12 protein-coding genes are annotated in these 14430 nt (G+C 39.5%); 9 read left to right on the top strand and 3 right to left on the bottom strand.

The window, feature by feature from the left end; all coding sequences use genetic code 11:
- The first annotated feature begins 53 nt into the window (after positions 1–53).
- A complete protein-coding gene (locus tag JET18_RS18330) occupies positions 54–2432 on the top strand; it encodes a choice-of-anchor L domain-containing protein (protein WP_202093475.1) in 2379 nt (792 codons plus the stop codon).
- A 201-nt stretch (positions 2433–2633) separates the two neighbouring features.
- On the opposite strand, the gene rsmA is transcribed toward JET18_RS18330, so the two are convergent.
- Positions 2634–3404, bottom strand: coding sequence for a 16S rRNA (adenine(1518)-N(6)/adenine(1519)-N(6))-dimethyltransferase RsmA (gene rsmA, locus JET18_RS18325; protein WP_202093474.1), 771 nt, complete (start codon positions 3402–3404; stop codon positions 2634–2636).
- Positions 3405–3495: 91 nt separating this feature from the next.
- Here rsmA and JET18_RS18320 point away from each other — a divergent pair, with 91 nt between their 5' ends.
- From JET18_RS18320 to JET18_RS18290, 7 genes are all read left to right on the top strand, one after another.
- Positions 3496–4395: a cell division protein FtsX gene (locus tag JET18_RS18320; protein WP_202093472.1), complete on the top strand. Its 900-nt coding sequence runs from the start codon at positions 3496–3498 to the stop codon at positions 4393–4395.
- Between the two features lie 2 nt (positions 4396–4397).
- On the top strand, positions 4398–4694 hold the full coding sequence (locus JET18_RS18315; RefSeq protein ID WP_202093470.1) for a DUF3098 domain-containing protein: 297 nt from the start codon (positions 4398–4400) through the stop codon (positions 4692–4694).
- Between the two features lie 95 nt (positions 4695–4789).
- Positions 4790–5608, top strand: coding sequence for an undecaprenyl-diphosphate phosphatase (locus JET18_RS18310; protein ID WP_202093468.1), 819 nt, complete (start codon positions 4790–4792; stop codon positions 5606–5608).
- Positions 5609–5612: 4 nt separating this feature from the next.
- Positions 5613–6062 (top strand): hypothetical protein, encoded by a 450-nt coding sequence (locus JET18_RS18305; protein WP_202093466.1) that lies wholly within the window; start codon positions 5613–5615, stop codon positions 6060–6062.
- On the top strand, positions 6062–6760 hold the full coding sequence (truB, locus tag JET18_RS18300; RefSeq protein WP_202093464.1) for a tRNA pseudouridine(55) synthase TruB: 699 nt from the start codon (positions 6062–6064) through the stop codon (positions 6758–6760). Before JET18_RS18305 ends, truB begins: the two co-directional genes overlap by 1 nt.
- Positions 6761–6821: 61 nt before the next feature.
- On the top strand, positions 6822–7544 hold the full coding sequence (rluF, locus tag JET18_RS18295; protein ID WP_202093462.1) for a 23S rRNA pseudouridine(2604) synthase RluF: 723 nt from the start codon (positions 6822–6824) through the stop codon (positions 7542–7544).
- 240 nt (positions 7545–7784) lie between these two features.
- Positions 7785–9005 carry a hypothetical protein gene (locus tag JET18_RS18290; RefSeq protein ID WP_202093460.1) on the top strand — a complete coding sequence of 407 codons (1221 nt, stop codon included), beginning with the start codon at positions 7785–7787 and terminating at the stop codon, positions 9003–9005.
- A gap of 452 nt (positions 9006–9457) precedes the next feature.
- Here the strand turns inward: JET18_RS18290 and JET18_RS18285 are convergent, their stop codons facing one another.
- Together JET18_RS18285 and JET18_RS18280 are read right to left on the bottom strand one after the other, a co-directional pair.
- Complete coding sequence (locus JET18_RS18285) at positions 9458–10738, bottom strand: helix-hairpin-helix domain-containing protein (RefSeq protein ID WP_228728590.1); 1281 nt, start codon at positions 10736–10738, stop codon at positions 9458–9460.
- Positions 10739–10937: 199 nt separating this feature from the next.
- Positions 10938–11282: a MerR family transcriptional regulator gene (locus JET18_RS18280; protein WP_034704939.1), complete on the bottom strand. Its 345-nt coding sequence runs from the start codon at positions 11280–11282 to the stop codon at positions 10938–10940.
- A 314-nt stretch (positions 11283–11596) separates the two neighbouring features.
- On the opposite strand from JET18_RS18280, the gene JET18_RS18275 reads away from it, so the two are divergent.
- Complete coding sequence (locus tag JET18_RS18275) at positions 11597–14269, top strand: reprolysin-like metallopeptidase (protein WP_202093457.1); 2673 nt, start codon at positions 11597–11599, stop codon at positions 14267–14269.
- Positions 14270–14430: the final 161 nt, after the last annotated feature.

The raw sequence follows: 14430 nt of genomic DNA, 5'->3' as shown, positions 1-14430 counted from the left end.
AAAAATAGAGGATATGTTTGGAAAAAAATTAAATTTGTTGAAACAAAAGTATTATGCGAAGAAATCTCCTAATTTTTTTATTTTTCCTGGTCACTTCGACCTTTTTTTATTCCCAAGTCAATGGCCCCCGGAAGCCGCCCAAAGATAAGCCTTCCGCAGCGGCAGTTCAGAAAGCCGGTAATTTTATAGATGTCAATACGCCCAACTATCCGGCATCATCTTATTCAATTACGCAGCTGGTAAAAGATGTTCTGATCTCTTCCGGAACCAATACGTGTGTGACACCCACCGTAACAAACGTGAAGATAACACCTAACCATGCAGTAACTGATGCCGACAGATCCTGGGGATATTTCAACAAAGCAACAACCAATTTCCCGTTCAAAGACGGTATCGTACTTTCTACCGGGAAAGCAAGAAGAGCCGGAAATGCCCTTGAGGGAAACCTGAGTGACAATAACGGCGGTGGAACAGATTCTGACCTGGCACAGGCCATAGGATCTACCGGAACACTAACGGATGGTGTTCTTCTGGAATTCGATTTCGTTCCTACAACGTCACAGATTAAATTTAATTATATCCTGGCTTCTGAAGAATATTCTGGGTCATTCCCTTGTCAGTATGCCGATGCATTTGCCATTTTGCTTAGACCGACATCCGGAGGTCCTTACCAGAATATGGCCGTGCTTCCTGGAGGTGCAGGTCCTGTAAGCATTACCAATATCCATCCCCTGATTTCAGGATTTGGAGGCTGTGCTGCTGTAAACGAACAGTTTTTTGGCGGCTACAATACAACCAATATAGAAACAAATTTCGAAGGAAGAACAATTCCTCTTACTGCAACGGCTACTGTAACGGCAGGACAGGAATATCACTTTAAAATGGTGGTTGCGGATTTTGCACCGGGAAGCTTTGAAGACCACGGTTGGGATTCTGCAGTATTCCTGGAAGGAGGATCATTTAATATCGGGGTAGAACTTCTGGATCCGAGTGGTGCTACATTACCTTCAGATATTAATGTGTGTGATAATGAGCCGCAGGTGATTACAGCTTCCGTAAGTGATCCGAACTTATTATACCAATGGTTTCTGAACGGAGCTCCGGTACCTGGTGCTACTTCCAATACCATTACAGCGGTACAGCCGGGAACGTATACTATTGAAGTAAGTGTTCCGGGAAATCCATGTCCCGGTAAAGCAACCATACAGATACACGGCGGGACTACTCCTCAGGCGCAGGATGCCACATTGCTGCTCTGTGCAACACCGGATATTACCACCTTTGACCTGACCAATGCAATGCCTTCAATAAGCCCTACACCTGGTGCTGTTTTCAGATTTTATGTGGATCAGGCAGATGCTATTGCCCAAAATGGCAACTACATTACAAATGTTTTAAATTATAACGGGACAGACGGCCAGATTCTTTATACAGTGGTTTCAAACGGAGGATTCTGCAGCAAGCTCATCGAATTGAAGCTGCTTAGAGAAATAACTCCTACAGCAGGTCTGAAATCTTCCAGAATAAAAATATGTCCGGGAGAAACAGTAACACTGACTGCAGATGGAGGCGTAACCTACCAATGGACTAACTTCCCTGGTACGGGGAATACACAGACGGTAACCTTGTATCAGACCACTACTTTTACAGTGTATGCAGTAGGAGCAAAAGGATGCCGCTCTCTGAATCCGGCTACCATTAGAGTAGAGGTGACGCCTGAGATCACTTCTCCGCTAAAAGACGTTGAAATGTGTATAGGTGACCGCGTTGTTCTGGACGCAGGAGCCGGACTGAATTATAAATATCTATGGAGCACAGGTGCTACCACGCAAACGATTACCGTTGACAGCTGGGGCGTTTATTCTGTAGAAGTTGATAATGGTTTCTGTAAAAAAACCTTCACGGCTAAAGTAGGCGGGGCAGCGACTCCTTACGTTACTGCAGTCAATTATGAAAGTGCAAAGAAAACTGTAACGATCATTGCTGAGAATCCTATGATGAACAACACGCCGAGCACTTTAGAATTTTCTATAGACAACGGAGTGACATGGCAGGAATCCAACATCTTTACCAATCTTTTGGACAATACCAATTATACCGTATTGATTAGAAGAGTAGGAACGCATTGTGTGGGAACATTTGATTTCTATACTTTACAGATCAATAATATCATTACCCCTAATGATGACGGTGTGAATGATGTATTGGATCTTAAAGCTCTAGGAGAGTTCAAAAACTTTACCGGATCTGTTTATGACAGATATGGTGTGGAAATGTTCAGATTCTCCAAAGAAAAACCGGTATGGGACGGAACTGTAGCAGGTAAGAGACTTTCAACAGCCACGTATTGGTATAAATTCAATTTTGAATATCCTAAATCAAAAGTGATGATGAACTGGTCCGGATGGATTATGCTGAAGAACAGAGAATAATAGGATAAAACATACAAAAAAGCCTTTCAAGTAAAATTGAAAGGCTTTTTTATTTTTTCAAGGTTTAGATGAAGGATAATGGATGAAGAATATTATTAAACAATTGTATCTTGAATTTCAAAATAAGTGAAACTACAATGTAGATTTATATTTTCAGACCTCAATAACTTCCAGCCTCCCTCCTCCAGCTTCCAGCCTTAATTACTGATTTTCTTTCCAGAGATTAGCAAAACCAATGAAATCCAGAACGCTGAGCTCTTCCGCTCTCTTGTCTAAAAACTCATGGGTTTTTAAGGCTTCAGGAATATTAAGTATTTTCAGAGAATTGGAAAGTTTTTTTCTCCTCTGGTTGAATCCTGCTTTTACAATCTGTTTAAAAAGAACCTCATTTCCGGCCAGCCCTTCTTTAGGATTTCTGGTCAGTCTGATAACGCCCGATTTTACTTTCGGAGGCGGATTGAAAACGTTTTCATGAACCGTGAACAGATACGTCACATCATAATAAGCCTGAATCAGGACAGACAGGATACCGTAATCTTTAGTTCTTGGAACGGCAGCCGTTCTTTCTGCCACTTCTTTCTGGAACATTCCTACCATTTCAGGGATCTGCTGATAGTAATCAACGATTTTAAAAAGGATCTGGGAAGAAATATTATAAGGGAAATTACCAATGATAGCGATCTGCTCTCCATTGATAAAATTAAAATCCTGTTTCAGGAAATCTCCCACAAAAGTAGTTTCTGTGATCTTGGAATAGTTGTTTTTCAGGTATTCTATGGATTCCGTATCAATCTCAGCCAGATAAACGGTCTGGTCTTTTTCAAAAAGATACTTGGTAAGGACACCCATTCCGGGACCTACTTCCATGACATTTTTATAGTCTTCAAAATGAAGGCCTTCCACGATTTTTCTCGCGATATTCTCATCTGTCAGAAAGTGCTGTCCGAGATGTTTTTTTGCTTTTACACTCAAAGTTTTTTATGATTTTATTAACAATGATTTTCTTTATTTCGTCCCAAATTTCGGAAGTTTTTTTCTAATTTAGCCAAAAATTTTAATATTAATGGCTAAATCTGTAGATGAGTTTAATAAGAAAAGGCTTCGGTCCAGCAATATTACAGTAGTAATAAGTATTGCCTTAGTGTTATTTTTGTTAGGATTAATGGGGCTTATTTTAATCAATGCCCAGAAGTATTCAGACTATATCAAAGAACAGTTGGTGGTGAATGCTTATTTTGACGAAAACTATGACGCGAAAGATTCTGTAAAAATTGCAAAACTGGAGGAAGAAACTTTTAAAAAGGTACAGACGTTAGCTCCTGTAAAAAAAGCAACTTACATCTCAAGGGATATGGCGGCTAAAGAAGCCAAGAAAACAATGGGGATAGACAGTGACGCGCTTTTTGAAGAAAACATCTTCCCTTCATCTATTGAAGTGGCATTAAAACCTGAATATGTGGATCCGGCAAAAATAGACGGGGCCATCAAAATAATCAAAGCCGTTCCGGGTATTGTGGATGTGAAAAACGACAGTACTTTGATGGTGGATGTGTATAACAACCTGAGCAGGATTTTAAAGTGGATCTTAGGATTCTCCGTTCTTTTCCTGATCCTGGCAGTGGTCCTGATCAACAATTCCATCAGGCTGAAAATATTCTCCAAAAGATTTATTATCAAAACCATGCAGCTGGTAGGGGCGAAAAGAAGATTTATCCTTAAGCCGTTTATCATTGAAGCTGTTATTTTAGGGGCTATCGGATCTGTAATCGGTCTTCTGGCACTTGGCGGTGTATGGTATTATTTTACAAATCAGATCGGTTCAGCTTTCGTACAGGACAACACCCAGTATTTCTGGCTGGTTATCTTAGTGCTTGGTGTAGGCGTTTTCATATCTGTCCTAAGTACCATTTTCGCTACCTGGAGATTCTTAAAATCAAACGTTGACGATCTATATTACTCTTAACAATGAGCAAAAAAACAAATAAATTTGCCGCCTCAGAGTTTGGCAAGGAAACCGAAGTACCACAGGAAAACACCTTTTATTTCGGACAGCAGAACTTCAAGTGGATGCTGATAGGTCTGGCATTTATCGTAGTAGGATTCCTTCTGATGATGGGACCCGATGCGAATACGGTAGACGGTAAATTTGATCCCAATTCATGGAATGACGGTATTTTTTCCATCCGCAGGATCAGAATAGCACCACTGTTTATCGTGATAGGCTTTGTCATAGAAGTGTATGCGATCTTAAAAAGAAAATAAATTATACAATTTTTATTTAGAGATTAAGAGATTAAGGAGTTTAGAAGCATTTTCTAAATACCGGAGTCTCTTAATCTTTTAATTTTATCAATATTATGGATTTACTTAAAGCAATCATTATTGCTATCATTGAAGGACTTACCGAGTATCTTCCTATTTCTTCAACGGCACACATGGGATTTGCGGCGAACCTGATGGGTCTGCAGGATGATGAATTTCTGAAAATGTTTCAGGTATCCATCCAGTTTGGAGCTATTTTGTCCGTTGTGGTAGCATACTGGAAAAAATTCTTTGATCTGAAAAACCTTCAGTTCTATTATAAATTAGCTTTTGCGGTGGTTCCTGCATTGGTTTTAGGATATTTATTTGATGATAAAATTGAAGCCGTCCTTGGAAACCAGATTGCTATTTCTTCCGTATTGGTACTGGGAGGTGTGGTTCTGCTTTTCGCAGACAAATGGTTCAAGAATCCTAAAATTGATGATGAAAAAGGAATTACGGTAAGAAGTGCCATCACCATAGGATTTTGGCAGTGTCTGGCCATGATGCCGGGAACCAGCCGGAGTGCAGCATCCATCATTGGGGGAATGTCGCAGGGGTTGACGAGAAAAGCAGCTGCTGAATTTTCGTTTTTCCTGGCAGTTCCTACCATGCTGGCGGTAACGGTTTATTCGGTTTTCCTGAAAACATGGGGTAAAGAAACCGGACATCCGCAAAAAGGATACGAAATGATTATGGCGTCTCAGGATCATATTATGATTTTTGTGATAGGAAATATCGTAGCGTTTATCGTGGCATTAATTGCTATTAAAGCGTTTATTGGAGTACTGAATAAATATGGTTTTAAACCTTGGGGCTGGTACCGTATTTTTGTAGGAATTGCCCTTTTGATCTATTTCTATTTCTTTAAGTAAGACCATGAAAAATACTGTTTTAAAGATACTGGCTTTTTCCGGTTCAATTGTTTCCTGTGCACCTGCCCATACCTTATTTGTGAAAAATAATACGGCGGAAAGAATAGAAGTAACGGTAGAGCTTAAAGAAAAAGCTCCCATTGGAGATTTGCTGATCTGTAAAGAGCTTGTACCGGATGAAAAGCTGGAACATAAAGCTTTTATAGAATACAACAAAGAAGGAAAGTGCTATCAGCAGAAAATCACAACGATCAGCAAGACCAGCTATAAATTCAATTTACCGCAGAATTATACCGTGAACATTGTTCCCAATAGTTCCGTATATCCATTCCAGAATATATATTATTTCTCAGGAGATAAAAAATGTTTTATCAACGTAGAGAACGGTCCGGACTGTAAGCAGAAAACCAATAAGCTTCCCGGGATGGTAAGCATTACAGAAATTTTAGAATAATGACAGCTGAAGAACTGCAATCAGGATATGTATTTTTATTGGACAAACCTCTGGACTGGACTTCCTTCCAGGCAGTGAATAAAATGAAATACAAGCTCAAAAGAGAGTTTAATCTTCCCAAGAAATTCAAGATTGGCCATGCCGGAACTTTGGATCCCAGAGCTACGGGCCTTCTTATTGTCTGCTGTGGAAAATTTACAAAGAAAATTCCTGAAATTCAGGATGCCCCCAAAGAATACTGGACCGAGATCAAGATCGGGGTACAGACAGAATCTTACGATACTGAAAAACCTGAGATCCTTCAGCAGGATATTGCCCACGTTACTGAAGAGCTGATTACGGAAGCACTGGAAAAATTCGTTGGAGAAATCGAGCAGAAGCCTCCCGTATATTCAGCAATAAAAATTGACGGGCAGAGAGCTTACAATCTGGCGAGAGCAGGAGAAGAGGTGGAAATGAAATCCAGAAAAACCACGATTTTCTATATTAAAGATATTAAAATAGAGCTTCCTTTGGTCAGTTTTACGGTAGGCTGCTCAAAAGGAACCTATATCAGAAGTCTGGCTCATGATATTGGCCAGGAGTTGGGGGTAGGAGCTTATCTAACCCAGCTCAGACGTACAAAAATTGGAGATTATTCCATTGAAAACGCTACAGTTGAGTTTTTGGAAAACGAATACAGATTTGAAAATTTATAATCAGAAGTTGTACTTTTACAGATATCAGCAATAAAAATTATACAGGTTACGGAGAAGATTAATGGAAAAAACGCGCATCAATAAATATTTATCAGAAGTAGGCTACTGTTCAAGAAGAGCCGCAGATAAGCTTTTGGAGGAAGGCAGAATAACGATTAACGGAAAGGTTCCTGAGATGGGAACGAAAGTTTCTGATGAAGACCTTGTAGAAGTAGATGGAAAGCCTATCCGTGAACCTCAGGATAAGCCTGTTTATATCGCCTTTAATAAGCCTATAGGTATCGTTTGTACTACTGATACCAAGCGTGAGAAAAATAATATCGTAGATTATATTAACCATCCGAAAAGAATTTTCCCGATAGGCAGACTGGATAAACCCAGTGAAGGCCTGATTCTTCTGACCAGCGATGGTGATATCGTCAACAAGATCCTCAGGGCAAGAAATAACCACGAGAAAGAATACATCGTGCGGGTTGACAGACCTCTTTCCCCTAAATTCCTTGAAAAAATGAGGAATGGCGTTCCCATCCTTGATACCATTACAAAAAAATGTGAAGTGGAAAGGATTGATGACATGACGTTCCGTATTATCCTTACCCAGGGACTGAACAGGCAGATCCGAAGAATGTGCGAATTTCTGGGCTATGAAGTGAAAAAACTGAAACGTATCCGTATCATGAACATCAAACTGGATCTTCCGGTGGGAAAATGGCGCGATCTTACAGATGAGGAACTTAGCTCGCTGAACAACCTCCTTTCTGATTCTATTAAAACAATCGATTAAGATGTTATCATAAATAAATAAGATGGTAAGCAGGGGATATCTCCTGCTTACTTTTTTTATTCCTGTTTTGGTCACGCAAATTAGAGTTTCTGTCTCCAGATAATCAGTCTGAATAAAATCAATGGAAAAGATATATAAGACGTTATTTTTAAATAAAATTCACACATTAGTGTAATATTTTTAGTTTGTTAGTGGATATGTGGTATATTTATAATAGTAACCACTAACAAACTAAAAACCATGAAATTAAAGTTTAATCCACTTTCCCTTGTTATTTTATTAGCATTTTCAAATTGCCAAAATGATAACCATAATCCGGATCTTCCGCACGATTCTACATTTTACATTGATTACAGAAGCCTGAAAGGATTACCGGATGGAGTAGCTGTCATTGAGCTCGATCCTGAAGCTCCAAATTTTGGACATATCAGCAGTAAACTTGAATTGGGTGTTGGTGTCCTGCCTCATCATCTTTATTATAATCAGGGTGCAGACAAACTATACACCACTGCTTTAGGAGGAAGCTATCTTTACCAGATAAAAACGGAAAAAGACAAAAACGGACAGCCAAAATTAGTGAATGCAACACCTATTGATACAGGTGAGAATACGGTAGGTGAAAATTTGTTTTTTACGAATGACGGAAGATATTTTATGACTTTTATGGGAGGGGCAGGAGGACCAAAGGATGGGAGTATAGGTGTTTTTAATGCCAGCAATAACCAGCTTATCAAAACTATTAAAGCACCGGTTCAGGCCAATCCCAATCAGTTTATTATGTATCCGCATGGTATTTCCGTTAATGAGGAAAAAGGAATAATGATGGTCACCTCAACCATTCACCCGGATCTTACGACCGGAAAGGGAAACACCTGCACGTTATTAGATATGAATACCTATGAATTAAAAGAGACCTATCTGGTAGCAGACTCGCAAACGGATATGTCAAGTCCTGTCGAGGTTCTGTTACTGCGTGGGAAATTTCCACAATATGCCCTTGCAACCACAATGCTGGGCGGTGATATCTGGATCGCGCCATACAATGCTGCAACCAAAAAATATGATGCTTTTAGTAAAATATTTGATGGAAGCACGCAGGGATTAGGCTGGACACTCGAAATGTACATTGATGATAACAGCAGGCTCTATGTAAGTTTTGCAGATCCTGGAAAAGTTTTGGTCTTTGATATAAGTAATCTTCCTCAACTAAAGCTTTTAAAAACCCTTACCGCAGATAAAGGAGCACATCATATGGTTTTCTTTAAAACCAAAAAAGGAAAAGAAGTTGTAGCAGTACAAAATAACCTGTTGAATATCCCGAACTTAAATTCCGGCACCATTAGTATCATTGAAATCGAGACAGGAAAAACGTTAGGAACAGTAGATTTACGCACCAAATACGGAATATTGCCTGAATCCATTGAAGGCACCAATGGCCCAGGCAGCTACATGCACCATTAAAACGTAAAATAACCTGAGTTCGGGATAAGATATTTTTTTAGACATCAGACATCAGACTTTCAACTGGCAGTAAAAATGTCAATGGTGAATTTTGCTACGCAAGTGAATGGTGAATTTTAGGTGGCAGGTAGCAGATATTAGGTGGCAGGTTGTAGAGATTAGAGACTGTGCCAAAGGTTAAAACTAGGAAGCTTTTGGTTTGGATTTTAGGTGGTGTTGATGTCAATGGTGAATTTTGCTTCGCAGGTGAATGGTGAATTTTAGGTGGCAGGTAGCAGATATTAGGTGGCAGGTTGTAGAGATTTTAGACATGAGACACAAGACATCGGACGATAATTTATTAGCTTAATTACTACCAACCAGCAACTCATGAACTAGCAACCAGCAACCAAAATCACCCCGAAACTCATAATTCAAAACTCATAACTCATAACTTCCCCCTCAAACTCCGGTTATTTTAAATATAATTTCATTCTTTCCTCATATTCTGGCTTTAGTTTTAAAAGCTTCAGAATTTTCTTATCATCATGGTAGCTAGTCCGGTAGAATATAATTTTTTCAGCAGAATATTTGAAGTAGGGATGATCTTTCAGCCATTCTTCAGGAGCATCGGTGAGGGAATATTTAGGAACATTGGAGGTATTGAGCAGGCATGTGGAAATCAGTTTCTGAACCATCTCTTTATCAATATTATAAGTATCCAAGATCTGCTGTTTATTGACAAAGCCACCCAGCTTTTTCCTGAATCCAAGCATAGAACCTGCGCTCCGTTCATCCAATCCAAACTCCAGAAGCTGTTTAAAGGTAATGGTATTGAGATCGGTTTTTGAGAAATCAGTTTCCTGTCTGGATTCCTGCTTTTTATTTATATCAGGACTGAGCTTAATGTAAGGTCGTAATTCCGCGAATTTTTCCGGAGAAATGACAAAACATTTCTGAATATCTTCCAACGAGGTAAAACTTCCTTTAAGGTTTCGGTCCCGGTAGTTTACGATGGTCTGCGCCTGCTTTTCAGAGAATCCTAAAGCTCTCCATCCACTCATATCTAAAGCATTGGGATCGAATGAGCGGTATTGAATTTTAGAGGCTGTACTGTAATGCTGTCCTGAATGTTTAAAACCGTCAGGTGTTTTTTCCGGAAGCACTAGATAGGGCTCAAGTTTACTGTAATTTTCTGAAGAAATAATAAAACACTCCCTGAATTTCTCCTTACTTACAAAGCTTCCACCAAGATAATTCCTGTACTTTAAAATGGCTTCTGCCTGCTTTTCACTGAAACCCATACTGATCCATTCGCCGGCAGAAAATCTGTCCGGATTGAATCTTTTAGAGACAGTGATCTCTTTCTTCTCATAGCTTTTAAATTTTTCGGAATGCGCTTCTCTGCCTGTTTCCGGAAGCATCAGGAAGGCTTTGAGCTCTGCAAATTTTTCAGGAGAAACTGCATAGCATTTTCTGAACTGCTCCTTTGAAGTGAATGTTCCTCCGACTATTTTTTTATAGTTAAGAATTGTAGCTGTCTGCTTTTCAGAAAACCCTAAGTGCTGCCATTGCTTTTCATCAAGATCATTGGGGTTAAAATCATCCAGATCCAATGGAACCGTACTTTCTGTGATAAACCGGATCTCAGGAAAATCTTCTTTTTCCCTGCTGGTATACTTCTGGAAGGTGAGGAGGAGAATCAGCAGACCTCCCATGAACGCCAGTTTCTGGTAATAGTTTTTTCTCATCATTGCGTAAACTTATCAATAAAAATAAATCAAGGCAATGGGAAAAATAAGATTGGATTGTTTTGTACAGTAATTTCTTTCAAATGATTTTTAAATTCCATTTGATTACCTTTTCCGGAGAATGATTTAAAGAAATTAAATGTAGATTCTTCGGAAAAACAAAAGCATCCTTTGAAGAATGCTTTTTATAATAGAACCTGTTTTATTCGGAATCTCTGTCCGCCAGGGAAGCTTTGAGTTTCTGCAGTTCAGCTTTGATAAATTCCAGACGGTCGATAATCGTTACGGTTTCAGAAATCTTACTGTTTGTGGTTAATGCAATCCGTGCCCCATCCAGTGTATAGCCTTTTTCCTTGACCAGGTGATAAATCATCTGAAGATTTTTGATGTCTTCAGGCGTGAAGTAGCGGTTGCCTTTTTTGTTCTTTTTAGGTTTAATGATAGGAAACTCCTGTTCCCAATACCGTATCAGTGAGGTGTTTACATCAAAAGCTTTTGCAACTTCTCCTATGGAATAATACAGTTTATCGGGCAAATTTATCTTCATTTTACAGATCCTAAAAGTCAAAGATAAATATTTTTTAAACTCTGATGCAAATATGGGGACGGTAAATATCCTGTACATTGTTATTTGGAACTTTTTTATCCAAAAAAATGACCTAATTTTTGTGTTTGATATTCAAAAGAGATAAAATTTTTACACATAATCGTTTTATTGAATGTAATAAATTAATCAAATTCAATTAAAGTGTTGAATTATTGTTTTTAACTGTGTAAATATCTTTAAATGAGTGTTTTATGTAGTATGTATTTCTTAGATTTAACAAAATATACGAACCATATTATTAAATCACCATATTTATGAAAAATTTTATCTTAGCTTCCATGCTGATGCTTCCTTTTTTAGGATATTCACAATGGACAAAAACATCTGTCAGGACGCAGAAAGTAAAAGCGTCACAGGAAAAACTGGAATACGCAGGACTGTATTCCTTAGATACCAACCAGCTTAAGCAGGCTCTGAAAGATGCTCCGGAGCGTTTTTCAAGATCCAAAGGAGTAATGGTTTCCCTTCCTACTGCCGGAGGAAAAATTGAAAAATTTCAGGTTTGGGAATCTTCCAATATGGATCCCGCTCTTCAAAAAAAGTATCCGGATATCAAATCCTATGTAGGGACAGGTATTGAGGATCCTTCGGTTTATCTGAGATTCAGCATGTCGCCTGTAGGGTTTTCTTCCATGATCACCCGTTCCGGTATATCAGAATTCATTGAACCTTATACAGAAGACAGAGCGGTGTATGCCGTATTTGATTCCAATGCAAGAAGAGGGCAGGATAAAGAACCTTTTGAGTGCTCTGTGAAAGAAGAAGCCGGGAAAATTTCTGCCGGAAAAAAAAACGAAGCTGCCAATAAGAAAGTAGCAGGGTTTAATGTGTTCAGACTGGCATTGTCGGGTACCGGTGAGTATGGGCAGTATCATCTTACCGCTGCAGGAATACCGGCTACAGCATCCGATGCCGAGAAAAAAACAGCCATCCTTGCAGCCATGAACGCATCACTTACCCGGTTGAACAGTGTTTTCGAAAAAGATCTGTCGCTGCATTTTAATTTAATTGCGAATAATGATGTACTTATATTCTGGGATGCGGCTTCTGATCCTTATACCAGCTTTGGTACCGCTTCAGCACAAGCTGCAATATCTGCACGAGTTCCTGCTGAAGACTATGATATGGGGCATTTAATAGATAAAAGAAATGCAAACGGAGTAGCAGGTTTAGGTGTAATCTGCCTCAACAGCCAAAAAGCGAGAGGATATACTTCCTGTAATTTTCCGGAAGGAGACAGCTTTGATATAGACTATGTGGCGCATGAAATGGGGCATCAGTTGGGAGCGAACCATACGTTTTCTTTATATCTTGATGGCTCAGGAACTACAGAAGTGGAACCGGGAAGCGGATCTACCATTATGGCTTATACCGGAATCATGGGAGGAAACGATGACGTTCAGTTTAATTCCAATGATTATTTTCATGCTGTAAATGTTACAGAAATTAAAAATACAATAAACAGCGCTGCCTGCGGGGCCAATACTGCGTTCGTAAATCCGGCGCCGGTAGTAAATGCGGGTCTGGATTACACCATTCCTAAGTCCACACCTTATGTATTAAAAGCCACAACCACAGACGCAAACAGTGCAGCGTATACTTATAACTGGGAGCAGGTGGATGCCGCCCCGAACGCTCAGACAGGTGCCAATACCATTGCCTATGCTGCAAAACCTGCAGGACCTAACTTCAGATCTGTAGTTCCCGTAAGTACTCCTGTAAGATATTTTCCTGAGTTTAATAAAGTGCTTGCCGGAGTTCTTACTACAAGATGGGAATCCGTCTCCAGTGTAGCGAGAAACCTTAATTTTAGTGTAACGCTCAGAACCAATCATCCTGTTGATCCCCAGACGGCTAAAGATGCAGCAGTTATCACAGTTAATGCAGCTGCAGGACCTTTCCAGGTGACTTCACCTGCATTTGGGCAGTCACTGAGTTCCGGGGGTGCAATTAATGTAACCTGGGATGTTGCCAATACCAACCAGGCACCTGTCAGTACGGCTAATGTCAATATAAAATTGTCTACAGATGGCGGGCAGACATTCACGGTTATTGCAGCCAATACCCCGAATGATGGAAGTGAGCAGGTTACGCTTCCTGCAGGTTCTACTTCTGCCAATGCATACATTATGATTGAGGCTGTTGGGAATGTTTATTATGCAGTAAGCCCTAGCTTTGTAGTAGATTATACTGTGAGCGGAGAAACATGTAATACCTATACTTATGCCGGTGCTGCCGTTCCAATAACAGATGGCCCGGGAGGTTCAGATATTTCTGCTCCAATAGTTTCTGCCCCGTTGATGGTCAATAATACCGGAACCATTACGAAAATTAAAGTAACCCCTTCCATTACCCATCCAAACGTGCGGCATCTGGCTATCGGAATTCAGAGTCCGGTAGGTTCTTCTGCGCTGATCTGGAGCAGAAGCTGTGCAAACAGTTCAGGGATTACAGCATCATTCAGTGATGCAGGAAATGCTGTGGCATGTGCTTCACCTGTTCAGGGAGAAACAAAATCTTTTGAATCTTTAGGAATATTTAAGGGACATACAGCACAGGGAGAATGGAAACTTTTTGCATCAGATAATAATCCTGGAAGTACGGGATCTATTACAGGATGGTCTATGGAAGTATGTACAAGAGGGACTCAGGCATTAGGTGTAAAAGATGCAGCATCTCCATTGGCGGATGATATTAAAATCTATCCTAATCCAAGTGACGGGAACTTCTTCATCAAATCCAGAAATTTAAAAGGAGAAGTAAGAGTAGGAATGTTTGATGCCAGCGGAAAACTGGTATTCTCTTCCGCTTACCAAAGTGAAAACAACAGTACAAAAGAGTTTAATGTGAATGTTCCGAAAGGAGTGTATGTGATCAGCATCACCTCTTCAAAAGGAGCTTACAACACTAAGCTTGTCATTAAATAACAGATCAATAATTTCTGAATGAAGGACCGGTAAAGCCGGTCCTTTTTATTTGATGATAGGTATAACTGATTGTTTGAGAATGTTTTAAATGTTTATTTTTTTCTTAATTAAATAATAAATAGCGTATGTTTTACATTATACTTTGTTTTAATTGGTATTTT

Origin of the sequence: Chryseobacterium endalhagicum (genome assembly GCF_016745235.1) — a bacterium.
GTDB lineage: Bacteria > Bacteroidota > Bacteroidia > Flavobacteriales > Weeksellaceae > Chryseobacterium > Chryseobacterium endalhagicum.
This window is presented reverse-complemented; position numbering and strand designations above follow the sequence as displayed.